The following is a 22,899-nucleotide window of genomic DNA, read 5'->3' on the forward strand; positions in this document are numbered from 1 at the left end:
ATATTGCTCAATGCTGGATGGGCGATTTTGATCCCTTCCTGTCGGCACTCGCGGGGTCATGCGGCCTCCCGCAAGGGCTAGGGATTTTCATTTTATCGATACAGATCAGCTGCTTGCGCAGTTGGTCGGTATTGTGGGGCGGGAGGTTGGGCAGTCGCGCAACAGCGAGCTCCGCGCGACGCCGATCACGCGCACGACCGGCACGCGCCGTTCACGACGCGCGGCGGTCGATGGATGGACGATGTTGGCCTGCGCCGGCGGGCGAGGCTCAGCCGCTTGCAGTCGGGACGATCAGATATTTCTCGCCGGTCTTCTTCGCACTGTAGGCGAGCAGGATGTCCTTATCGAGCGCCTCCGCGAGCGAGATCTCCGCGGTGTAATGGCTGGCGAAGGTGGTGCGGATTTCGGCGGCGACGCGCGCGCGCATGCGCCCGACCACCTCGGCGCCGGCCTTCATCAGAAACGGCGTGAGCAGGAAGCCGCCGACGCCCCAGGCAAATCCGACATCGGGGCCGATCAAGGTCGGCCCGAGGTCAAGCCGGCCATAGATATAGACCTGCTTGTGGGTATTCGAACCATAGCGACTATAGGTCGTCGCATTGCGGTTGGCGGCAACTTCCATCGCCGCGAGGATCTGGCCGGCCAGTTTGCCGCCGCCGATCGCGTCGAATGCCAGCGTAGCGCCGGTTTCGGCAAGCGCATCGACCAATTCGTCGCGGAAATTCTCCGACGTCGAATCGACCACATATTTGGCGCCGATATCGTGCAGGATCTTCGCCTGCTCGGCCGACCGGACGATATTCACCAGGCTCACGCCATCGGCGATGCAGATGCGGTTAAGCATCTGGCCGAGGTTGGAAGCAGCGGCAGTATGAACCAGGGCGGTATACCCTTCGGCGCGCATCGTCTCGACCATCGCCAGCGCGGTCAGCGGATTGACGAATGCCGACGCGCCTTCGCGTGCGGTTATGCCGTCGGGGAAGGGCAGCAGGTCGGTCAGCCGCGCCTTGCGATATTGCGTGTACATGCCGCCGCCGATCACCGCGACCATCTTGCCGACCAGATCTTCGGCGCCGTCGCCGGCGGCGATCACCGTGCCGGCGCCTTCATTGCCAACGGGCATCGATTCGTTAAGCCGCGCCCGCACCATCGGCATGCGCTGTTCGGGTATGCTGGCCGTCAGCACGGGACGATCGGCGGTACCGCCTTGTTCGAGCGTGGCGAGGTCCGCCGGGCCCGTCAGCAGGCCGAGGTCGGATGGATTGATCGGCGCGGCCTCGATCCGGACGATCACCTCTCCGGGTCCAGGCGGTGACAATTCGACATCGGCCAGCGACAATTCGAGCTTGCCGTCGGACACCAGCGAACGCAGTTCGAGGCCCTTGGTCGATGCGGTCATTCCATCCTCCCAGATTTTTCGATTGTCCGGTATGTAAACCGGGGCGGGATGGACGCAAGCCCGAACGTCAGGGTTTCGGCCGGCCCTCCGCTTTCCACTCCGGTTTGAAGCCGCCGCTCGCGAGCAGGCTCACCGGCGCGACCAGCGACCGGATCGCGTTGGTCATATAGTCGATATCGAGATTCTCGACGGTGTCGGTCGGCTGGTGATAGGTCGGCACCACCGCCCAGCCCGAGAAGGTGTGCGCGACGATCCCCTTGAGTGCGAGCGAGTAATTGTCCGACCGTTCGAAGAAATGCTGGTCGGGATAGGGGTCGGACGCGATCAGGGCGCCCCGGCTCTTCATCATGTCGAACAGGTTGGAGCGTTCGGAGCCGGTCATCATCAGGGATCCCTTGGGAAGCTTCGGATCCTGCGCGCCGATCATCTCGAACTCGATATTCGCGACGAGATCGGTCAGCGCCACCGGCGGATGCTCGCCGAACCAGGTCGAGCCGAGTCCGCCAATCTCCTCGCTGCCATAAGCGACGAACAGGATGCCGCGCTTCTGCCGCCCCATCGCGGCGAAGGCGCGCGCGAGTTCGATGACGGCGACGGTGCCGGAAGCATCGTCATTGGCGCCGGGCATGACAATGCCGTCCGGCCGCACGCCGAGATGGTCGAGATGCGCCGACAACAGGATCACGCCTGCCTTGGGATCGGTGCCCGGCAGATAGCCGATCGCATTGGTGGTGGTCGCCTTGGTGGTTTCGATCGGAACATGGATCGATATCTCGGCGCCTGCGGCGATACCGGCCAGCGCTTCGGCCGGTATCGTTGCGATCGTCATCGGCGGGCGACGGCTCGGCGTGCCCTCGATCGTCGTCGGCAAGGACGGTTTGCCGCCGATCATGGCCAGGAATTTGCGGCTGGCATCGCTCTCGGCGGTCAGCACCAATTTGACGCCCTTGCCGCGCAGCTTGCGGGCGAACGTCATCAGGTCGTCGGCCGGTCCGGTATAGAGGATCACGTCGGCCGCGGGGATGTCGCCATCGGGGCGCGTTACGATGACTGCCTTGCCGCCTGCGGTGCCGCCGCCCGTCAGCAACAGGTTGGCGCCCGCCACCGGTTTGCCGTCGACGGTCAGGACCGGCGGGGCGGCGATTGCGCGGCGGGTCAGCGGCGCGGTCTGGAGATAGGAATCCATGCCGGGCGCCCGGCGCAGTCCGAAATCGCGAAACAACGACGCGACATAGCCGGCGGCGATCGCCTCATCGGCGGTAGCGCTGCCGCGTCCGCGCAAGCCCGGCCCGGCGAGCAGCATCTCTTCGGCGAGGACTCGGTCGCGGTCGATCGTCGGCGGCGCCTTGTCGCGCGACAAGGCGGGAATCGCCGGCAACATTGCGAGCGCCAGCGCCGCGACCAGACTTATCTTTTTCATTGATGCTCCCCGGACCCGTCTGCGCGATCCTTAGGAAGGCCGGCGCGGGAAAGCTAGCCGAGCGCCTCGATCACCGCTGCGCGCAATTCGGGCATGCCGAGCCCCGTCTCGCTCGAGGTCGACAGGATGTCGGGATGTGCGGCCGGACGCTTGCGCGCTTCCTCGGCGGTCTGGGCAGCGACCTTGTCCAGCTCGGTCGGCTTGATCTTGTCCGCTTTGGTCAGGACCAGGCGGTAACTCACCGCTGCCTTGTCGAGCATGTCCATGATCTCGCGATCGACATCCTTGATGCCGTGCCGCGCGTCGATCAGCACCAACGCCCGCTTGAGCGCCTGGCGCCCGCGCAGGAAGTCGTTGACCAGGTACCGCCATTTCCTGACAACGTCCTTGGGCGCCTTGGCGAAACCATAGCCCGGCATGTCGACCAGCCGAAAGGCGAGGGGCTCGCCCACGTCGAAGAAGTTGAGCTCCTGTGTCCGACCCGGCGTGTTCGAGGTACGCGCCAGCGCGTTGCGGTTGGTCAGCTTGTTGAGCAGCGACGATTTGCCGACGTTCGACCGGCCGGCGAACGCGATTTCGGGCACCATCGGATCGGGCAGATGCTCGAGCGCCGGCGCGGATTTGAGGAATGCGACCGGGCCGGCGAAAATCTTGCGCGCCGTCTCGATCGCGTCCTCGTCGAACTCGCTCACGTTATTTGACCGCCGGTTGCTTGAGTGCGGGGTGCCGCGCGTAGAGAATACGCTGCTGCAGCACGGTCAACAGGTTGCTGGTGATCCAGTAGACCTGGAGCCCGACCGCGAACGGCGCCATCACGAACATCAGCACCCAGGGCATCAGCGCGAAGACCTGCTTCTGCGCATCGTCCATCGGCTGCGGGTTCATCTTGAACTGCAGCCACATCGAGATGCCGAGCAGGATCGGCACCACGCCGATCGCGATCATGTGCGGCGGGGTGAAGTTCAACAGGCCGAACAGGTTGAGTGGCGTCAGCGGATCCGGCGCGGACAGATCCTTGATCCAGCCGACAAACGGCTGGTGCCGCATTTCGATCGTCAGCATCAGCACCTTGTAGAGCGAATACATGATCGGAATCTGGAGGAAGGTCGGCAGGCAGCCGGCGAGCGGGTTGACCCCTTCGGCCTTGTACAGCGCCATTACTTCCTGTTGCTGGCGCTGCTTGTCATCCTTATGCTTTTCCTGCAGCGCCTTCATCTTCGGCTGGATCGCGCGCATCTGCGCCATCGAGGCGAACTGGCGCTGCGCGATCGGGAAGATCAGCAGACGGATTGTCACGGTCAGCAGCATGATGGCCACGCCGAAATTGCCGACCATGCGGAACAGCCAGTCGAGATAATAGAAGATCGGCTTTTCGATGATGCGGAACCAGCCCCAGTCGAGCGCATAGTCGAGCTTACTGACGCCGTCCTTGTCGGTATAATGGTCGAGCAGCCGCACTTCCTTCGCGCCGGCGAAGAAGCGGCTGGTCTGGGTCAGCCGCTGGCCGGGCGCCAGATCCTTGGCGATGCGCGAATAGTCGGCCTGATAGCCGCCCTTGCCGGTCGACTGGAACTCGCCGGCGAAGCCCGCCGCCTGATCGGGGATCAAGGCGGTCAGCCAATATTTATCGGTGAAGCCCAGCCAGCCGCCGGTGGACGAGAATTTTTGCGTCCCCTTGTCGACGTCCTTCCAATTGACGTCGTAATCGGCGGTGCCGTTGTGGACCGACATCGGGCCGACCTGGATCGACCAGGTGTCGAGATCCTTCGACGCCTCGGCGCGATTGACCAGGCCGTAAGGCGCGACCTTGATCGGCTGTGCAGCGCCATTGGCCACCGTCTGGCGGACGGTGAACATGTAGTCCTTGTCGACCGCGAGATTGATTTCGAAACGCTGGCCCTGGCCGTTGGTGGTGGTCAATATAAGCGGCTTGCCGGGGGCGAGGACGCTGCCGCTCGCGGTCCATACGGTGTCGGGCGAGGGCGGCTTGATGCCGGTGTCCTGCCAGCCGAACTCGGCGAAATAGGCGCCGGCCGTACCCGCCGGCGACAACAAGCGGATCGGCGGCGAGTTCTTGTCGACCGTATCCTTGTATTGGGTGAGGAGCAGATCGTCGATCCGCGCGCCCTTCAGGTTGATCGAGCCCTTGAGCGTCGGCGTGTCGATCGCGACGCGCTGCGCCGCGGTTTCGCCGAGCACGGCCTTGATGTCGCGAATCGCGCTCGGGCTGGCGGCGGTCGGAGCGCCGGGGCTGGGTTGGACCTGGGTCTTGCCGCCCTGGATCTTGGTGACCGGCGGATTGGCCGGCGGCAGGATGCGGTTCATCACCAGCGGCCAGGCGAACAGCAGCACTACCGCCAGGATCGCGAACGTGATGAAGTTGCGATTGTCGTTGTTCACGCGTTCAGGAACCTTCGATCAGAATTCTAGGGAACGGGATCGGGCCCGTACCCGCCCCAGGGATGACATCGGGCGATGCGTTTGACCGCCAGCCACCCGCCCTTCAACGCGCCATAGCGGCGAAGCGCGGTGATTGCATAGGCCGAACAGGACGGCTGATAGCGACAGGTCGGCGGCATGATCGCCGAGGGGCCGATTTGCCACAGCCGAACCAGCGCGATCAGCATTTTGGCGATCATCGCGACACCTTCGCCAGTGCTTTGGCCAAGTCGATTTTAAGCTGCGTGAAGTCCCGAGTCAGCGCGTCGGGGCGCCCGATCAGCACATGATCGGCGCCGGCGACGCCGCTGGTGCTCAGCACGTCATGCGCCAGCGCCCGGAAACGCCGCTTGATGCGGTTGCGCACCACCGCGTTGCCGATCTTCTTGGTGACGGTATAACCGACGCGCATCGTCGCATCATTGTCGTCGCGCGGGCGGACCAGCAGGACGAAGGCCGGCATCGGCGCGCGTTTGCCGCTGTTGGCCGCGAGGAAGTCACGACGCTTGGTCAGCGTGATCACGCTCTCCGTCGCCGGCGCCGAAACGGCACCAGCCCGCGTCCCTGACGGGAGCGGGCTGGCGAAATCCTGCGGCAAAGCAGGGTCGGGTGTTACGCCGACAGCTTCTTGCGGCCGCGATTGCGACGCGCACGGATCACATTGCGTCCGCCCACCGTCGCCATCCGCGCGCGGAAGCCGTGCCGGCGCGCACGCACCAGGTTGCTCGGCTGAAAAGTCCGCTTCATCGTTCATTCCCTGTACGTCGAAATTGAAAAGGGCCGCCACAGGGACGGCCTTGTGGGGTGGGCGCTTAAGCAAGAGCGCAGCCGAAGTCAATGTGGAACGGTCAGCCGGCATGGCGCGCAGATGGGAACGGTGTCTTGGCGATGCAAGGCACGTGAGATGGCGCCAAAATGGCGATAATCCCAATCACGCCGGCGGGATAGCAGGCTAAGCAGGGGGCAGGGAGCCCGCATGACCACCATCGTTTCGACCGTCGCCTATCTCGGACTGGAAGCACGCGCGGTCGAAGTGCAGGTGCAGCTGATCCCCGGGTTGCCAAAGTTCATCGTCGTCGGACTTGCCGACAAGGCGGTAGCGGAGAGCCGCGAGCGCGTGCGCGGAGCGATCGCGGCGATGGGGCTGTCGATGCCGCCCAAGCATATCGTCGTGAACCTGTCGCCGGCCGACTTGCCCAAGGAGGGGACGCATTTCGACTTGCCGATCGCGCTCGGCCTGCTCGGGGCGATGGGGGTGGTCGATGCAGAGACGCTGAGCGAATTGGTCGTGGTCGGCGAACTCGGGCTCAATGGCCGTATCGCGCCGTCGCCGGGCGTCCTGCTCGCCGCGCTCCATGCGTCGAGCGAAGGGAAGGGGCTGGTCTGCCCGGCGGCGCAGGGCGCGGAAGCGGCCTGGGCGGGATCGATCGACGTGATCGCCGCGCCCGACCTGATCGGCTTGCTCAATCACCTCAAGGGCAATCAGCTGATCGGCCCGCCGCAACCCGGCGAGGCTGCCGAACCTGTCGCTGGTCCCGATCTCCGGCAAGTCAAAGGGCAGGAAACCGCCAAGCGCGCGCTGGAGATCGCCGCGGCCGGCGCGCACAATCTATTGATGATCGGCCCGCCGGGCGCGGGCAAGTCGCTGATGGCCTCATGCTTGCCGGGCATCCTGCCACCGCTCGACGCCGCCGAGGCACTCGAAGTGTCGATGGTCCAATCGGTCGCCGGCACGCTCGACGGCGGACGGATCACGCGGGCCCGGCCTTATCGCGCCCCGCACCATTCGGCGTCGATGGCGGCTTTGGTCGGCGGTGGGCTCAAGGTGCGGCCGGGCGAAGTCAGCATGGCGCATCTCGGCGTGCTGTTCCTCGACGAGCTGCCCGAATTCCAGCGCGTCGTACTCGATTCGCTGCGCCAGCCGCTCGAGACCGGGACGGTCAGCGTCGCGCGGGCCAATGCGCATGTGACCTTTCCGGCGCGCGTGCAACTGATTGCGGCGATGAATCCGTGCCGGTGCGGCCATCTCGGCGACGCGTCGCTGGCCTGCGCCCGCGCGCCCAGATGCGCCGCCGACTATCAGGCCAAGGTGTCGGGGCCGCTGCTCGACCGTATCGACTTGCACGTCGAGGTGCAGTCGGTCAGCGCCGCCGACCTCGTCCTGCCGCCGCCGGCCGAGGGATCGGCGGAAGTCGCGCGGCGCGTGATGGCGGCGCGCGAGGTTCAGGCGCGGCGTTATGCCGACGAAGCGGCCCGCACCAATGCCGAGGCCGATGGCGATCTGCTCGAGGTAGTGGCGACGCCCGACGAAGCCGGGCGCACCTTGCTGGCCCAGGCGTCCGAGGCGATGCGGCTGTCGGCGCGCGGCTATACGCGCGTGCTCAGGGTCGCGCGGACCATCGCGGATCTCGCCGGCGCTCCCGATGTCGGGCGGGTCCATGTCGCCGAGGCGCTGAGCTATCGCCGCAGGGGCCCGTCCAGCTGAGGGACGGTGCTGCGGCTATAGAGTTGTATTCCCCCCGGAAAGCCGTCAGGCTGCTCTCGCGACTCGGGGGAGCATCTCGATGACGGGATGGATGGCGCCGGATCTGGCGCTGCATATCTGCCGCATTTCAGGACCCGCTGCGGTCAACGGGCGCCCGTCGGTGACGTTCACCGACGAGGATGCCGCAGCATCGGCCTGGGCGGCGTGCCTTCTCGCGAGACGATAGCCAACAGGAGAGTTCAAATGGAATGGATGTTGTTGCCGCTCAAGCGCTATGCCGATTTCCAGGGCCGGTCCCGCCGGATGGAATTCTGGATGTGGGTTCTGTTTACGCTCATCGTTGGGATCGTTTTGGGCCTCGTCGATGGCCTATTGGGTCTCCGGTTTGGGCCGAGCTCGTCGACCTACTACGCGTCCAGCGGAGCCGCCGGTTTTTCGACATTCTCCAGCATCGGCATTCTCGGGGGCTTATGGTCGCTGGCGACGCTGGTGCCTAATATCGCGGTCGCGGTGCGCCGCCTGCACGACACCAATCGTACCGGCTGGTGGCTGCTCTTGCCGGTAATTCCCTACGTCATCGGCTTGTTCATCATGCTGGGCGCTGCCGCCGGCCAAAACCTCGGCTTGGTCGCCATCGGCGGAATATTCACGCTCATCGGCTTGGTCTGTGCGATCGTGTTGCTCGTCTTCTACTGCTTGCCGGGCACGCCCGGTCCGAACCGCTTCGGACCCGATCCAATGGGGAGCACCGGCGATCTGGCGCAAACCTTCCGGTAAGCGCCGCCGCGCCGCGCGGTAGAGACGAGAAGAGGGGGACGGTTTACATGGAATGGATGTTCGTGCCGCTGAAGCGCTATGCCGAGTTTTCGGGGCGCTCCCGGCGGCAAGAATTCTGGATGTTCATGCTGCTGCAATTCCTGATCTGGACGGTGGCGGTTATCGCCATGATGGTGATGGGATTCGGTGCGTTGAGTATGGGCGGCGTGAACCCAGACGGCACGCCGCGCGTCGCCGGCGTAGCGGGGCTGTTTGCCTCGATGGGCATCTTCTTCCTCATCTTCGGGCTGATCTGGCTTGCCCTTTTCATTCCGTCGATTGCCGTCTCGGTACGGCGACTGCACGACACCGATCGCACCGGATTCTGGCTGCTTTTGCCGCCGGCAATCTATGTCTTGGCAATCGCCGTGATGCTTGCTGGTGCGGCCAATCAGAGTGGCACGACGGCGGCGATAGCCATTGTCCTGTCGCTGCTGCAGTGGGTGGCGTCCATCGTCTTGCTCGTTTTCTACTGCCTGCCGGGGACCAATGGACCGAACAAATATGGTCCGGATCCCTTGGGCGGCGTCGGCAATCTGTCGCAGACCTTCCAATAAGTTGCGCGGCGGCTTGTCCGGACGAAATCGTTCGTCCGGGCAGGCCGCTACCGCAGCATCGTTACGCGAAAAGGGCCGAGGGGACGGGCGCCCCCTCGGCAGCGGCGACCTCGCGATCTAAATTGCGCGGCGCTCGAACCCGAGCACTCTCGACAGTACCTGCCGGCTGGTGGATTACGGCAAATCCCCGGAAGCGCCCGGCAGGGCGCGGGCGACGGCGGTAAGCGGCGCGGAGAAGACGTCCCGCACCATGCTCGACGCGAACAATGCTGCCGCCAGACTGGCCACCCCAAGCATGGCATATTGGAAGATCGAGCTCCTATGCCTGCTCCGCTCCATCGCGTTGACCAGGCTGTCCTCGCGCGGCTGCCTGCGTCTTTCCGTGCTCGTTGGCTCGAATGGCCCTTCTTTCGCGGCGCCACTTTGGCCGAGCAGAGCCTGTATGTCGATCTTGTCCTGGCTTCTCAGGCCGGACGAATTGCCATGCTGCCAGACTACCCGGGCGACGATCACGGCAGAGCCACGGCGCAGTTCGGCATATTGCCCGATCGCCGGCGGCGTCGCGGACAAGGCGCCTATGCCGCGGCACGAGATGTTGCGAATGCGCGCGTCATGCCAGCCATCATCTTGACGTATGCGGCATATCAAATTGACCACCAGCCTCGTTTCGCGCCGCTTCTGCATGAATTCAGCCCACTCGCGCCCGAGGCGTTCGCGCGCAGTTGGAATTGAAGGAAACCTGGCGCTGCTCGTCGCCCGTGAGGGCATTGCCGCGTCTACGATACTCTGCAGACGCGGAGGTGCCGGGAGCGCGCTTTTCGCTCCAATCGGCGTCGCCATCGCGATGGTTGCGGGCAACCTGCAGATAGCGAACCGTCTTTGGACAAGGCATTTGGGGTAAAAGCATCGCTCGTGCCGATCGGACTCCCCTGGAAGACGGGCAGATGCGCCGAACAGAATTTGAATTGCCGCTCGGTTGTTTGGCTATTCCAGAGTGGGGCCGCGCCCTATTCCGGAAAACCGCGTAGGCGAGAACTGCAATTCAGAAACCATTCGCCTTGGACGCGACCTTGCATTGCGAGGACGTACCCTGACGCTACAATCGCGCGGAGGGGCGGCCATGTTTAGCAGCCCGCCAGGTCAATGGATGAATTTGTTCGACGCCTTGGCCTCCTGAGGGGCAAGTGTTTATCTTTTCTCTACTATCGCTGTGTCACGTATCGCTAAAGGAGTAGCCCTTTTGCGACCTAGAAGACGTGAGATCGGAAATCGTTTCGGTGCCAGATATATTGGCACCGTTGTTGTGCCGGTTCTTGTGCTGGCGCTCGGCCTCACGATTTTTGCTTTCTCCGCATTGCGATCGGCGGCGCAGCAGGCAGACCGGGTCGCTGTCGACAAACAGGCACAGGAAGTCGGCGTAGCCGTCAACGGGGCATTGGACGAGCTCGCCCAGAGCCAGAGCGGCGTCGCGATCTGGGACCCTGCGGTCAGCGAATTGCGCAAGCCGAAACCCGACTGGAATTGGTTCGACAACAATGTCGGAACCTGGCTGAACTTCGTGTACGCGCACGACGCGGACTTCGTTCTCGGGGCTGATGACCGGCCCGTTTACGGCATGGTAAACGGCCAGCGCGCGGCGCCGGCAGCCTTTTCACGGATAGCGGCAACTGCCCTACCATTGGTCGAGGCGGCGCGGGGTCGTACCCGCCGGCCACCCAATCCGCACGAACGCCTCCCCGGATTTCCCGCCAATCCCGGGTCGAGCGCAAGAACCTCGCCGCGCGCGATTCACGCGACGGACCTCGTCACGGTCGCCGGACGCCCTGCCGTTGTGAGCGTTATGCGGATGATCCCGGACACGCCAAAAGTGAGGGCGACGCCCGGCAAGGAACCTCTCCTCGTCAGCATCCGCTACCTCGACGCACGCTTCGCAAGCGGTCTGGCCAAGACGCAGTCCCTGTCCGGCGCCCGCGTAATGCGGCAACCAATACCGACCTCCGGCTGGCAGTTATTCCCGTTGGCCTCGAGCCGCGGGGAGCGCATCGGATATATAGTCTGGGAGGCTGACCAACCAGGGCGCGCTGTGTGGCGGGCGATGGCGCCCAGTGCAGGTCTTGCCGTGGGAGGCTTGTTGGCAGCGCTTGTCGCGCTCATGATCGGCGTCGCCAAGTTGTTGCGACGCGATGCCCGGTCGCTCGAGCAACTGGAAGCCGCTCACCTGGAACTCAAGGCCAGGGAGGCCCAGGCCCATCATCTGGCCTATCACGATACCCTCACGGGGCTGCCGAACCGCGCCTTTTTCGGCTCGGTTGTGGACCAGATGGTTGCGGCATCGCACGGACGGGATACTTGGGCCGTTCTCCTGGTCGACCTCGACCGTTTCAAGCAGGTAAATGACACGCTGGGGCACCTCGGTGGCGACATGCTGATCCAGCAGGTCGCCCAGCGGCTGAAATCCTTGTGTAGTACCGCCGACGTCGTTGCGCGGCTCGGCGGCGACGAGTTCGCCATTCTTCTGGGAGAACGTGGATCGCGCGATGAGATAGCGTCGATCGCCGACGCGATGATCGCTGCGCTTCGCCAACCGTTCGAGATACTCGGCACCCATGTGTTCATCGGCGCAAGCATCGGCATCGCTTGCTATCCCTCGTGTGGTGGCGACCGCTCCGAACTGATGCGCATGGCGGACATCGCCATGTACCGCGCCAAGGCCGAGGGGCGCGACGACTTCCGCTTCTTCACCGAAGACATGGATGAGAGCGTCAAGTTTCGGCGGGAGATCGAGCGGGATTTGCGCGAGGCGATCACTCACAAACGCGATCTCCACGTGCATTATCAACCGCAAATGGATCCGTCCGGCACTACGGTGATCGGCTTTGAGGCGCTGCTCAGGTGGGACCATCCCGAGCGCGGTCCGCTCTCTCCGCAAGTGTTTGTCCCGGTCGCAGAAGATACGGGCTTGATCCGTGAGCTTGGTTTGTGGGTGCTGAAGGAGGCTTGCAGTGTCGCCCGGGCGTGGCCGACCGTTTCGATCGCGGTCAATCTCTCACCCGTTCAGTTCCGCATGCGGGACTTCGTCGAGGAGGTGACGGCAATCGTCCGGGAATCCGGAACCAGCCCGGCGCAGATCGAGCTCGAGGTGACGGAGAGTGTTCTTCTCGACGATGACGAGATAGTCCGTACCGCCCTGCGCGAATTGCGGGCAGCCGGTTTTCGCATCGCGCTCGACGATTTCGGCACCGGTTATTCGAGCCTGAGCTATCTGAGCAAGTTCGAAGTCGACAAGATCAAGATCGACCGAAGCTTTACGAGCCGGATTGGGGAAACGGCCGACGCCGCGGCCATCATTTACGCGGTGGTCCGGCTCGGCCACGCTATGGGCCTGTCGGTGACCGCCGAAGGCGTCGAAACGACTGAGCAAAAGGCATTTCTCGAAATCGCAGGATGCAATGAGTTGCAGGGATTTCTATTTTCCCCGGCGGTAACGCCGGACGCTCTCGACGACTTCATGCGCACCCATCACCGAGCTGCTGCCTAGCCGGCGCTGCGAGCTAATGCGATAAGTCACGGCGCGGATAGCACGGTCATGTCGGGCCGCCCTGATTCTATGGGTGGCTGGCGACATAATCCATCACTGTCGAAAACGGCGCCACCCAGATGGTGTCGCCATGCTCCTTGAGATAAGCGAGGAGTTGCGCGTGCGCCTCGGCGGACACCTTCAAATAGTCGCCGCCGACGCCGTGAAAACCGATAACCAAGAGATCACCGGTCCGCTCGGCACTTTCGACCGCAGCGATCATATCAGCACCCGTTGTCTTCTCGTCGAACCAGCGGCACGGCACGTCCATCGGGTCCAGCGCATTGCCGCCGGGCCAGCCGGCGCTGCGGGCATAGCGTACCAGCCCGCTAGCGCGCAGTTCCGGTAGATAGTCCACGCCACCGGCAAGATGCTGACCGCATGGCGTGGCAAAGCTGTGCTGCATCTTGCCGTCGATCGCCGTCAGCATGGTATTCATCGTCCGGATTTCGGCGAGCATCATCGGGACGTCATAGGCTTCGCTGGTATCGAGCCTCCTCGCCGGCGGATAATTGGCTTGCGGACAGGCGTGCCGAACGGTGTGGTTCCCAAGCTCGTGGCCTTCGGTCGCTGCAGCCCGCCAGCGCTCGATCTGTTCCGGATTCAACGCGTTGCCGACGAGGAAAAATGTCCCTTTCAAGCCGGCCGCGTCGAGCGCTGGAATCGCGATGTCGAGATCCGATGGCAAAGCATCGTCGTAAGTCAGCACCACGGCCGCCTGTCTGCCGCCAGGCCATTGCCTCGCCTGAGCCTGGGACGCCATTAAAGCCATCCCGAGGAGCGCCGATCCGATACGTAATAGAGTCGCCGCCGTTCGCATCGTCATCCCCGATTTCAGATCGTGATAGCGCTAACTAGCTCGCGCGCGGCACGGAGGCAACGCGTCCTCCCGCGCACTCTCGATGAGATTTTCCCTTCCAGCGCTTTATATTTGTCTGAGTTTATATTAGGTGGAGCTGGAAAAATCGGGGAGCAGGATATGGTATTGGGGCGATGTGCGGTGCGCGGCGTAGTCGCATGGACGGCGCTTACCGCAGCATTTCTGGCCGCACCTACAGCATCGGCAGCCACCGCTGACAGGACTAAATTTGGCAAGCTTGCGGACGGGACCGTCGTCGAAGCCGTCAAGCTCAGCGGCGCCAATGGAGTCGTCGCGCGCGTCATTACTTACGGGGCGACTCTCCAGGCGTTCGAGGTGCCCGATCTAAATGGCAAGATCGCCGACGTCACGCTCGGCTACGATGATCTGCAAAGCTATATCGATCATCCCAACTACTGGGGCCAGACGATCGGGCGCTATGCCAATCGTATCGCCGGCGGTAAATTCTCCGTGGACGGCCGGGACTACCAACTGCCCCGGAACGACAAGACGAATTCGCTACATGGCGGCACCATTGGCTTCGACAAGAAGGTTTGGCGCATATTGGCGGTCGATAGCGGCCCGAAGGCCAAGGTCGTCCTGGGCCTGACCAGCCCGTCGGGCGATCAAGGCTATCCCGGAACGCTTGAAGTGAAGGTCACCTATACGCTCGACGACCAGGGCGACCTGACCATCGACTTCGACGCCACGAGCGACGCGCCGACGATCGTCAATCTGACCAATCATGCGCTCTTCAACATGGCCGGGGAGGGCGCGCCGGGTGGCATCCTGCGGCATCGTCTCACCGTTCCCGCCAGCCGCTACACACCCGTCAATGCCGCGTTGATCCCCACCGGCGAATTGCGCGCGGTCGCCGGCACGGTCTTCGACTTCACCAAGAGCCGAGTCATCGAGGACGGCATTCGTGACGGGCGCGACGCGCAAATCGTGATGGGCCATGGCTATGATCATAATTTCGTGCTCGACGCGGGGAAAACCCCGCAACCCAAGCTCGCGGCACGCCTGGAAGATCCCGTTTCCGGGCGCGTGTTGGAGGTGCTGACCGACCAGCCGGGCATCCAGGTCTATACCGGCAACTTCCTCGACGGCACGCTGGTCGGCAAGCGCGGACATCTTTATCGAATGGGCGACGGCATCGCGCTCGAACCGCAGCTCTTTCCGGACACACCCAACCGGCCGGCTTTCGGTTCCGCACGCGTAGCGCCGGGCGCGCCCTATCATCATCGGATGATCTTCCGGGTGTCCGCGGCGCGTTGACAAATTCGTGGGGCTGGACGGCCCTGCACCGCTGAAAGATCTGTCGAACGACGATCGATATCGTGCGGTGCAGGCGACCGCGGGAGGCGAACAATGTGGTCTCGCCATGGCGGGTTATGGCTGCTGCTTGGGCGACAATTCCTCATAATTGGAATGAGATGGCGTCGAATTGTCCGTCGCGGTTTTGCGCTTGTCGGTCTTTATGCTAGCGCTACCAAAAATAGCAGGGGAGGATTCGGATGCGGACTATTCTTCAACTGGCGGCCGCGGTTGCATGCATGGTCGCGGGGGTGGCGGACGGCCAGGAGCTTCGCCGCATCGACGTCGACTTGGCCAAAGCGAAGGCGCCGCTCGACCGCACCTTCAACTTTTCGGTCGGGGCCGATTATCCCGGAACCCTGATCCGTCCCGCGAGCCTCGCGCAACTCCGGATCGCGAGCAGCGAACTCGGCTTCCGCTATATCCGCTTCCACGCGATCTTTCACGATGTGCTGGGTACTGTGCACATCGAGAACGGCAAGACCGTGTACGATTGGCGCAAGATCGACCAACTCTACGACGCGTTCCGGGCAATGGGCATCCGGCCTTTCGTTGAACTCGGCTTCACGCCGCAGGCGATGGCGACGTCGCCGCAGACCATCTTCTACTGGAAAGGCAATACGTCGCATCCCGACCCCAAGGCGTGGCATGCCCTGGTCGACGCATTCGTCCGCCATCTGATCGCGCGTTATGGCGCGGCCGAGGTTCGGCAATGGTATTTCGAGGTGTGGAACGAGCCCAATCTCGCCGGCTTCTGGGAGAATGCCGACCAGCAGGCCTATTTCGATCTCTATGAGAATTCGGCGCGCACGATCAAGGCGATCGACCCCCGGCTCCGTATCGGCGGCCCATCCACGGCGGGCGCGGCATGGGTACCCGAGCTTCTCCGGTTCGCCGCCAACCGCAATGTCCCGATCGATTTCGTTACGACCCATACGTATGGCGTCGATGGCGGATTTCTCGACGAATACGGTCATGACGACAACAAATTGTCCCCCAATCCCGACGCGATAGTGGCCGACGTCCGGCGGGTGAGGGCGCAGATCGCGGGCTCGAAATTTCCAACCCTCCCGCTTTATTTCACCGAGTGGAGTTCAAGCTACAACCCGCGCGATCCCGTCCACGATTCCTATATCAGCGCTGCCTATATCCTCGGAAAACTGAAGGGCGCGCGCGGTCTGGTCCAGGGCATGAGCTACTGGACCTATTCCGACCTGTTCGAGGAAAGCGGTCCGCCGCCGACGCCATTTCATGGCGGCTTTGGGCTGATGACGCGCGAGGGCGTCCGCAAATCCGCCTGGTTCGCCTACAAATACCTCAACCTGCTGCGCGGCCGCGATGTTCCCTCGAACGATAATCAGACCGTCGCGGCGACCGAAAAGGGGCGCACCGGCGTTTTGTTCTGGGATTGGCGGCAACCCGAGCAGAAGGTCAGCAACCGGCCGTTCTTCACCAAGCTGCTCCCGGCGCAGAGGGCAGCGGAGACCGAGATCCGATTTTCCGGCATAGCGCCCGGCAACTATCGGCTGACAGTGCGGCGCACCGGCTATCATGCCAACGACGCGTACAGCCGCTACCTCGAAATGGGATCGCCTTCGGCGCTGAGCGCGGCCCAGCTGACCGAGCTGCAAAACCTGACGGCGGATCGGCCGGAGACGAACAGGATCGTGCGCGTCGGTGCCGGCGGGCGGTACGCGCTGCGCGTGCCGATGCGCACCAACGATGTCGTCCTCGCGCTGATCGAGCCGATCAAGAGCGCGCGCACCCGGTTGCAACCATGAAGATCGCGGCGACCGCGTTCACCCGTCGCGCCTTGTTGGGCGCTACGGCAGCCATGCCCTTGATGGGCGCTGCGAACAAAGCGCCGCGCGGGTCGGCAAGGCCGCTCGCGCCGACGCCGCCGATGGGCTGGAACAGCTGGAACAGCTTTGCCACCACGATCACCGAAGCGCAGGCGATAGAGACCGCGCAGATCATGGCGGCGAAGCTCCTGCCGGCGGGTTACGACATCTTCACCATCGACATCCAATGGTACGAGCCCGGTGCGACCAGCTACCAATATAGCGCCGACCCGCAGCCGGTGCTGGATGGTTTCGGGCGTCTCCTGCCAGCCCCCAACCGGTTCCCATCGAGCGCTGGCGGTAAGGGATTCGCACCGCTCGCTCAGCGGGTGCACCGCCTCGGGCTGCGTTTCGGCGTCCATCTGATGCGCGGCATTCCGCGCGGGGCGGTCGAGGCGAACCTGCCCATCCTCGGTACGCGCCATCGCGCGCGGGACATCGCGGATCGGACCAGCACCTGTTCGTGGAATCCGGACATGTTCGGCGTCGACATGCGCGCGCCCGGCGCCCAGGCTTATTATGACAGCGTCTTCGCTTTGCTCGCAGCCTGGGGCGTCGATTTCGTCAAGATGGACGACATGAGCCGTCCCTATGACGCGCACAGCCTCGAGATCGAGGCGGCGCATGCTGCCATTGCCAAGACCGGGCGCCCGATATTGCTGAGCCTTTCTCCCGGAGAGACGCCGGTGATCCGTGCCGACCATGTCCGGCGGTATGCGCAGATGTGGCGGATCAGCGACGATTTCTGGGACGAGTGGTCGATGCTCGAACAACAATTCGTACGGCTCGAGAACTGGTCCGGCCATGCCGGTCCCGACAGCTGGCCGGACGCCGACATGCTGCCGCTGGGACGCCTGGCGCTCGGCGCGCGCGATACCCGACTGACGGCGGACGAGCAGCGTACGCTGATGACTCTGTGGTCGATCGCACGCTCGCCGTTGATCATGGGCGGCGACCTGCGTCATCTCGACGATGCCACGCTGGCTCTTCTGACCAATCCCGAAGTGGTCGCGGTCAACCAGCGCAGCAGCTCCAACCGGCCGCATTATCTACGCGACGATGTCAGGATCTGGTCTGCGCGTGCCGACGATGGTGGCCATTATATCGCTCTGTTCAATACGTCAGGCCAAGCCCGTTCGATCACTCTGGATGCGGCCCAACTCGGCTTCGGTCGCGTGACCCGCGCACGGGACCTCTGGGCGCGTCGCGATCTGGCGATGTCGCCCATGGGAATCGAACGGCGCATCGCCAGCCACGGAGCCGACTTGCTGCGCCTATGGTGAGCGCGGCGGGCAGGAACGGGGAAAGCTGTCCGAATCCCTCCGCGCGATCCTAAGAGAACAATTTCTCCTGCCGCGCAAAATGGAGGAACAGCGGCAGCCACAGGCCGTCGGGCGCGCCGGGCTGGGACCATAAGCCAAAGCCATGACCGCCCCGGCTGAACAAATGCGTCTCGACCGTGATCTTGGCCGCGACCATCGCGTCGCGCAGCTTCGTCGTGTTGGCGACCGGCACGGTGTCGTCATCTTCGGCGTGGACCAGGAAAGTGGGTGTCGCCGCCGGTGTGACATTGAGATCCGGCGACCATTGCCGGATCTCGGCTGCGGTCGGCGGCCTGCCAAACAAGGAAGGCGCAGCGCCGCCATAGGCATAGGCCGGGTCGACGGTCTGCACGGGATAGATCGGCGCCGTCAGCAACGGCCGCGCGTCGATCCGATCCGTCGCGTCGGTCGGCGCGTAAAAAGGTGCGGAATGCCGCGTGGCAAGGGTCGCCGCCAGGAAGCCGCCGGCACTGAAGCCCATGACGCCGACCCGCGCCGGGTCGACGCTAAAGCGCGGTGCGTGGGCGCGGATGAGGCGGATCGCGCGCTGCGCGTCGGCGGGACCGACGCTTGCCGGGTCGGTCCAACCGTCCTGAGCCAAACGGTAGAACAGCACGAAGCAGGTAATACCGGCTCGGTTCAGGACATTGGCGATGCGATATCCTTCATGCTCGAAATAGTTCCAGGCGAAGCCTCCGCCGGGGATGATCAGCATGGCAGCGCCATTCGGTCGCGGCGCGCGAAGAGCGATCATTCGCGGCCTCGATATGCCCTTGATCCGCCGGCTGCTATAGGATGGGTCCGACGAGGATTGCTCGACAATCTCGGCCATGTTCGCATGTCGCGCGCCCGCTGGAGGACGCGGCCACAAGTCGACAATCTCACCGGGAGTCGTCGAGGCCTGCTGGGCCATCGCCGCCTCTCCCAAACCCATCGCCGAGGCGCCGGCGAATAGCAGGGGTGTCTGTACAAGATCGCGTCGTGATAGCTTCATCAGAAATCCTTCCTAGCGCCAAGTACCGGAAAACCTCGGCTGATCCTTGGGTCGTTTTGTCGACTCTTTGAAAGCATATTGCGCCTATGAAAGGTAGCGCTATCATTTTTGGTTGACGGATCAAACAATATGATGAATTCACGAGCATGGGATCGTTAGAGCGAGATCGCTCGGCGCCCGGATATCCGGCAAACGGAATGGAGGGGGTTCATGCAGGCGGGCGGACGGGCGTCGGGCATCGCTGCGGCTATGCGGGGCCGAGTTTCGAGCCCCGATAGGTCGCTGCTCGCGCGATGCTTGCCGCCCAGGGCGCGCCTTGGGCGAATGGCGCCCACGCTTTTCGCGATCGCGGCAGCGCTTCATTCGCCGGCCGCGGCGTCCGCACCGTTGACCGCGAGCGCGACTATCGATGCGCAGGCGCCCGGTGTCCGGATCGCACCCGAAGTCTATGGCCAGTTCTCCGAACAACTCGGTCGCGGCATTACCGACGGAATCTGGGTCGGTGAGGATTCGTCCATCCCGAACATCAACGGATATCGCAAGGACGTCGTCGAAGCGCTGAAAGACCTCCACGTGCCCGTGCTGCGCTGGCCGGGCGGCTGTTACGCGGACACGTACCGCTGGCGCGACGGCATCGGGCCACGCGCGCAGCGCCCGGTCACGCTCAACAAATGGTGGGGCAATAACGAAGAGCACAATGCGTTCGGCACCCATGAATATTTCAATTTCGCAGAGCTGATCGGGACCAAGACCTATCTCGGTATCAACATGGGTACCGCCACAGCGGGCGACGCAAAGGACTGGGTCGAATATGTGACGTCCCCCACCGGATCCGCGCTGGCGCAACTTCGCCGGGCTAACGGGCGCGAGCGGCCCTGGAAGGTCGACTACGCCGGTATCGGCAATGAAAGCTGGGGATGCGGCGGAAACCTGACTGCCGCCCAATACGCGCCGCTGATGCGCATGTTCGGCACGTTCGTACGGCAGGATGGGGGGCCGGAGATCGTCTCGGTCGGCCCGTCGGCGGGCGACTATGGCTGGACCGAAGAAATCATGAAGGCGCACGACCAGTTCAACGAACTGTCGCTGCATTATTACACGCTTCCGACGGGAGATTGGTCGCACCACGGGGCCGCGACGGGTTTTTCCAAGGCCGAGTGGTTTTCGACATTCGCGCAGACGCGACAGATGGACGAGCTGATCGCGCGGCACTCACTCATCATGGACAAGGCCGACCCTGCGAAGAAAGTCGGTCTGGCGGTCGACGAATGGGGGACGTGGTACGATACGCCGCCGGGCGCGCCCGCGCTCTGGCAGGCGAATACGTTGCGCGACGCCCTGGTGGCAGCCACCAATTTCAACATCTTTCATCGCCATGCCGATCGCGTCCGGATTGCGAACATCGCCCAGATGGTGAATGTTCTGCAGGCGGTGATCCTGACCGACGGCGCGAAAATGGTCCGCACGCCGACCTATTACGCCTTCTGGATGTATCGGCCGTTCCAGGGAGCCAGCGCGCTTCCTGTGACCATCGATAGCCCGATGGAGACGGCAGGAGCGAGCAGTGTGCCGGCAATAGACGTGACCGCGGCGCGCGCGCCGGACGGCGCTTTGTATGTCGGCATCGTCAACATTGACCCCGACCGGAACGCGACCGTCGATCTGGGCGTCGCCGTGAAGGGTGCGCGGAAGATTACGAGCCAGGTCCTCACCGGCGCGAAGATGGATTCGCAGAATCCGTTCGACGCGAGCGAGCAGGTGCGGCCTGCCGCCTTCCGCGGTGCAACCTGGGCGGCCGACAATAGGCTGCACGTCGACATGCCGGCCAAGTCGATCGTCGTTCTCGCGATCAAATGAACCGTCACTTCTGACGGGGACGGGCACGCAGTGCATTGCGACGATGACCGCCGCTGCCGCCGCGACGAGCCGATGGGGCGACAAAAGAGGAGGGTCCGTTGCCGTCACCGTTTATTGCCGCTGCGCTAGCGGCGCAGACCGCGACACTCGCGGTTTCCTCACCCGATCACCGCAATGAGATCGCGATATCCCGCGATGGCGCGACGTTCTCGATCCGACGCGATGGACAGCCGGTGATCGCGACCTCGCCTTTGGGCATTGAACTTGCCGATCGCCCCGCCTGGGCGCGGATGACGTTATCGCGTCGGGTCGATCGCGCAGTGGACCGAAATGTTAGGCTCGTCGCCGGAAAGTCCGCCATCGCCCGCGATCATTACCGCCAGTCGCTTCTCACGTTCCGCGAGGTCGATGGTCTGCGGCGGACGATCACGCTCGAGATCAGAGCTTATGACGATGGCATTGCCCTTCGTTACCTGATGACCGGCATGTCGAGCGCCGAGGTGACCGGCGAGCGTACCGCGTTCCGTATCGGCAGTCGCGATGACTGTCTCGTCAGCAAGACGACTGGCCCGCACGAGGCCAAGTTCTTCCCGGCCCGCATCGGGTCGTTGGCGGCCGGTGTCCGCTACGACGTTCCGATCGTATGCACTGCTTCCTCGGGCCGCATCGGCTACGCCATCGCCCAAGCCGATCTGGGGGGATATACCGGCTCCTCGCTGGTACGCGACGGCGATACGCTGAAGGTGGACCTGTCCCCAGTCCCCGGTCGTGCGCAGCCGGTGGTTCGCGCCGATCGCGACCTGCGGAGCGCTTGGCGGGTCATCATGCTCGCCGACCGCCCCGGCGACCTCATCGCGTCCAACCTGATCGGCAATCTCAATCCCATGCCGCGCGGCGACTTCAGCTGGGTCAGACCGGGCAAGGCAGCCTGGGACTGGTGGTCGGGTCCCCTTGCGGGAATGCCCGCGACCATGCCGAACTATCGGCGCTTCATCGATTTCGCCGCGCAGAACCGGCTGCCCTATTACCTGATCGATGCCGGCTGGGCGCTCGGCGCCGGTCCGTGTTGCGATGCGCTTCCCACCACGGACATCACGCAAGCGGCGCCCGGCGTCGATATGCCTGCGCTCGTCCGCTACGCGCGCGGGCGCAGCGTGAAGCTCCTGCTCTGGGTCCATTGGAAGCATCTGTCCGAGCGGATGGACGTCGCCCTGGATACCTATCAGCATTGGGGCATCGCCGGTGTGAAGGTCGACTTCATGGAGCGCGACGATGAGGAGATGGTCGCGTTCTACCGCAAGCTCGCGGCGGCGACGGCTCGGCGCCACCTCCTCCTCGACCTGCACGCGGCCTATCCCCCTGACGGTCTCAACCGCACATTCCCCAATTTCATCACACAGGAAGGCCTTCTGGGCGCCGAATACAACAAGCTCAGCAGCGAGGTGACGGCGTCGCACAACGTCTCGCTGGCTTATACGCGCATGCTCCTTGGACCGATGGACTATACCCCCGGGGGCATGCGCAGCGTCGCGCCCGGCGACTTCACGGTGCGCGACGTCGCGCCGCTCGTGAAGACGACCCGCGGCCAGGCGCTCGCGATGTACGTTGTCTACGAAAGTCCCCTCCAGATGGTCGCCGACAGCCCTGACGCCTATGCGGGAGCTGACGGGTTCGACTTCATCCGGTCGGTCCCGACCGCCTGGGACGAGACGCGCTTCCTGGCCGGCGAGACTGGCCGCAGCATCGTCCTCGCGCGCCGTAAGGGTTCGACCTGGTACATCGGCGCGATGACCGACGAGACGCCGCGTGCGATCAACGTTCCGCTGACGTTCCTGGCGCCGGGCCGGTACCGCGCCACGATCTGGCAGGACAGCGATCGACCGACGGCGGTTACACGTTCGGTCAGGGATGTCAGCCGGGGCGACGAACTGTCGCTATCGCTAGCGGGTAGCGGCGGTGCCGCAACGATCCTGGCACCGGTCGATCAGGTAGGGAGAGCGGGGAAACCGCATTGAT

General features: G+C 63.9%; 20 protein-coding genes. 10 read left to right on the top strand and 10 right to left on the bottom strand.

Going from position 1 to position 22,899, the window contains the following annotated elements; translation table 11 throughout:
• Window positions 1–268 precede the first annotated feature (268 nt).
• The 7 genes from Q0L25_RS01180 to rpmH form a co-directional block, all read right to left on the bottom strand.
• Window positions 269–1,399, bottom strand: coding sequence for a zinc-binding dehydrogenase (locus Q0L25_RS01180; protein ID WP_296611096.1), 1,131 nt, complete (start codon window positions 1,397–1,399; stop codon window positions 269–271).
• Window positions 1,400–1,466: 67 nt separating this feature from the next.
• Complete coding sequence (locus Q0L25_RS01185; protein WP_296611097.1) at window positions 1,467–2,819, bottom strand: M28 family peptidase; 1,353 nt, start codon at window positions 2,817–2,819, stop codon at window positions 1,467–1,469.
• Between the two features lie 53 nt (window positions 2,820–2,872).
• Window positions 2,873–3,511, bottom strand: coding sequence for a ribosome biogenesis GTP-binding protein YihA/YsxC (yihA, locus tag Q0L25_RS01190; RefSeq protein ID WP_296611098.1), 639 nt, complete (start codon window positions 3,509–3,511; stop codon window positions 2,873–2,875).
• 1 nt (window position 3,512) lies between these two features.
• Window positions 3,513–5,219, bottom strand: a complete 1,707-nt coding sequence (gene yidC, locus Q0L25_RS01195) for a membrane protein insertase YidC (protein WP_296611099.1) — start codon at window positions 5,217–5,219, stop codon at window positions 3,513–3,515.
• Between the two features lie 26 nt (window positions 5,220–5,245).
• On the bottom strand, window positions 5,246–5,458 hold the full coding sequence (gene yidD, locus Q0L25_RS01200) for a membrane protein insertion efficiency factor YidD (RefSeq protein ID WP_296611100.1): 213 nt from the start codon (window positions 5,456–5,458) through the stop codon (window positions 5,246–5,248).
• The gene (rnpA, locus tag Q0L25_RS01205; RefSeq protein ID WP_296611101.1) at window positions 5,455–5,781 is read right to left on the bottom strand and encodes a ribonuclease P protein component; all 327 of its coding nucleotides are present in this window, start codon (window positions 5,779–5,781) and stop codon (window positions 5,455–5,457) included. The genes yidD and rnpA overlap by 4 nt, the downstream gene beginning before the upstream one ends.
• An 89-nt stretch (window positions 5,782–5,870) precedes the next feature.
• Complete coding sequence (gene rpmH, locus Q0L25_RS01210) at window positions 5,871–6,005, bottom strand: 50S ribosomal protein L34 (protein ID WP_066589281.1); 135 nt, start codon at window positions 6,003–6,005, stop codon at window positions 5,871–5,873.
• 229 nt (window positions 6,006–6,234) lie between these two features.
• Between rpmH and Q0L25_RS01215 the strand changes: the two genes are divergently transcribed.
• The 4 genes from Q0L25_RS01215 to Q0L25_RS01230 all read left to right on the top strand — a co-directional run bounded on the left by Q0L25_RS01215 (window position 6,235) and on the right by Q0L25_RS01230 (window position 9,116).
• Window positions 6,235–7,743, top strand: a complete 1,509-nt coding sequence (locus tag Q0L25_RS01215; RefSeq protein ID WP_296611102.1) for a YifB family Mg chelatase-like AAA ATPase — start codon at window positions 6,235–6,237, stop codon at window positions 7,741–7,743.
• A gap of 79 nt (window positions 7,744–7,822) precedes the next feature.
• Window positions 7,823–7,969, top strand: a complete 147-nt coding sequence (locus Q0L25_RS01220) for a hypothetical protein (protein WP_296611103.1) — start codon at window positions 7,823–7,825, stop codon at window positions 7,967–7,969.
• A 17-nt stretch (window positions 7,970–7,986) separates the two neighbouring features.
• Entirely contained in the window at window positions 7,987–8,520 is a 534-nt protein-coding gene (locus Q0L25_RS01225) for a DUF805 domain-containing protein (protein WP_296611104.1), read from the top strand.
• 47 nt (window positions 8,521–8,567) lie between these two features.
• Complete coding sequence (locus Q0L25_RS01230) at window positions 8,568–9,116, top strand: DUF805 domain-containing protein (protein WP_296611105.1); 549 nt, start codon at window positions 8,568–8,570, stop codon at window positions 9,114–9,116.
• A 174-nt stretch (window positions 9,117–9,290) separates the two neighbouring features.
• Here Q0L25_RS01230 and Q0L25_RS01235 read toward each other — a convergent pair whose 3' ends face one another.
• The gene (locus Q0L25_RS01235; RefSeq protein ID WP_296611106.1) at window positions 9,291–9,800 is read right to left on the bottom strand and encodes a PilZ domain-containing protein; all 510 of its coding nucleotides are present in this window, start codon (window positions 9,798–9,800) and stop codon (window positions 9,291–9,293) included.
• Between the two features lie 619 nt (window positions 9,801–10,419).
• On the opposite strand from Q0L25_RS01235, the gene Q0L25_RS01240 reads away from it, so the two are divergent.
• A complete protein-coding gene (locus Q0L25_RS01240; RefSeq protein ID WP_296611107.1) occupies window positions 10,420–12,654 on the top strand; it encodes an EAL domain-containing protein in 2,235 nt (744 codons plus the stop codon).
• Window positions 12,655–12,721: 67 nt separating this feature from the next.
• Here Q0L25_RS01240 and Q0L25_RS01245 read toward each other — a convergent pair whose 3' ends face one another.
• Window positions 12,722–13,513 (bottom strand): polysaccharide deacetylase family protein, encoded by a 792-nt coding sequence (locus tag Q0L25_RS01245; RefSeq protein ID WP_296611108.1) that lies wholly within the window; start codon window positions 13,511–13,513, stop codon window positions 12,722–12,724.
• A gap of 180 nt (window positions 13,514–13,693) precedes the next feature.
• On the opposite strand from Q0L25_RS01245, the gene Q0L25_RS01250 reads away from it, so the two are divergent.
• The 3 genes from Q0L25_RS01250 (at window position 13,694) to Q0L25_RS01260 (ending at window position 17,993) form a co-directional block, all read left to right on the top strand.
• Complete coding sequence (locus Q0L25_RS01250) at window positions 13,694–14,830, top strand: aldose epimerase family protein (RefSeq protein WP_296611109.1); 1,137 nt, start codon at window positions 13,694–13,696, stop codon at window positions 14,828–14,830.
• 239 nt (window positions 14,831–15,069) lie between these two features.
• On the top strand, window positions 15,070–16,650 hold the full coding sequence (locus Q0L25_RS01255; RefSeq protein ID WP_367184055.1) for a beta-xylosidase: 1,581 nt from the start codon (window positions 15,070–15,072) through the stop codon (window positions 16,648–16,650).
• A gap of 53 nt (window positions 16,651–16,703) precedes the next feature.
• Complete coding sequence (locus Q0L25_RS01260) at window positions 16,704–17,993, top strand: glycoside hydrolase family 27 protein (RefSeq protein ID WP_296611404.1); 1,290 nt, start codon at window positions 16,704–16,706, stop codon at window positions 17,991–17,993.
• A 49-nt stretch (window positions 17,994–18,042) separates the two neighbouring features.
• On the opposite strand, the gene Q0L25_RS01265 is transcribed toward Q0L25_RS01260, so the two are convergent.
• Window positions 18,043–19,026 carry an alpha/beta hydrolase gene (locus tag Q0L25_RS01265; RefSeq protein WP_296611110.1) on the bottom strand — a complete coding sequence of 328 codons (984 nt, stop codon included), beginning with the start codon at window positions 19,024–19,026 and terminating at the stop codon, window positions 18,043–18,045.
• A gap of 324 nt (window positions 19,027–19,350) precedes the next feature.
• Here Q0L25_RS01265 and Q0L25_RS01270 point away from each other — a divergent pair, with 324 nt between their 5' ends.
• Window positions 19,351–20,883: an alpha-L-arabinofuranosidase C-terminal domain-containing protein gene (locus Q0L25_RS01270; protein WP_296611111.1), complete on the top strand. Its 1,533-nt coding sequence runs from the start codon at window positions 19,351–19,353 to the stop codon at window positions 20,881–20,883.
• 98 nt (window positions 20,884–20,981) lie between these two features.
• Complete coding sequence (locus Q0L25_RS01275) at window positions 20,982–22,898, top strand: glycoside hydrolase family 97 protein (protein ID WP_296611112.1); 1,917 nt, start codon at window positions 20,982–20,984, stop codon at window positions 22,896–22,898.
• Window position 22,899: the final 1 nt, after the last annotated feature.

This window comes from Sphingomonas sp., assembly GCF_024508665.1.
Taxonomy (GTDB): domain Bacteria; phylum Pseudomonadota; class Alphaproteobacteria; order Sphingomonadales; family Sphingomonadaceae; genus Sphingomonas.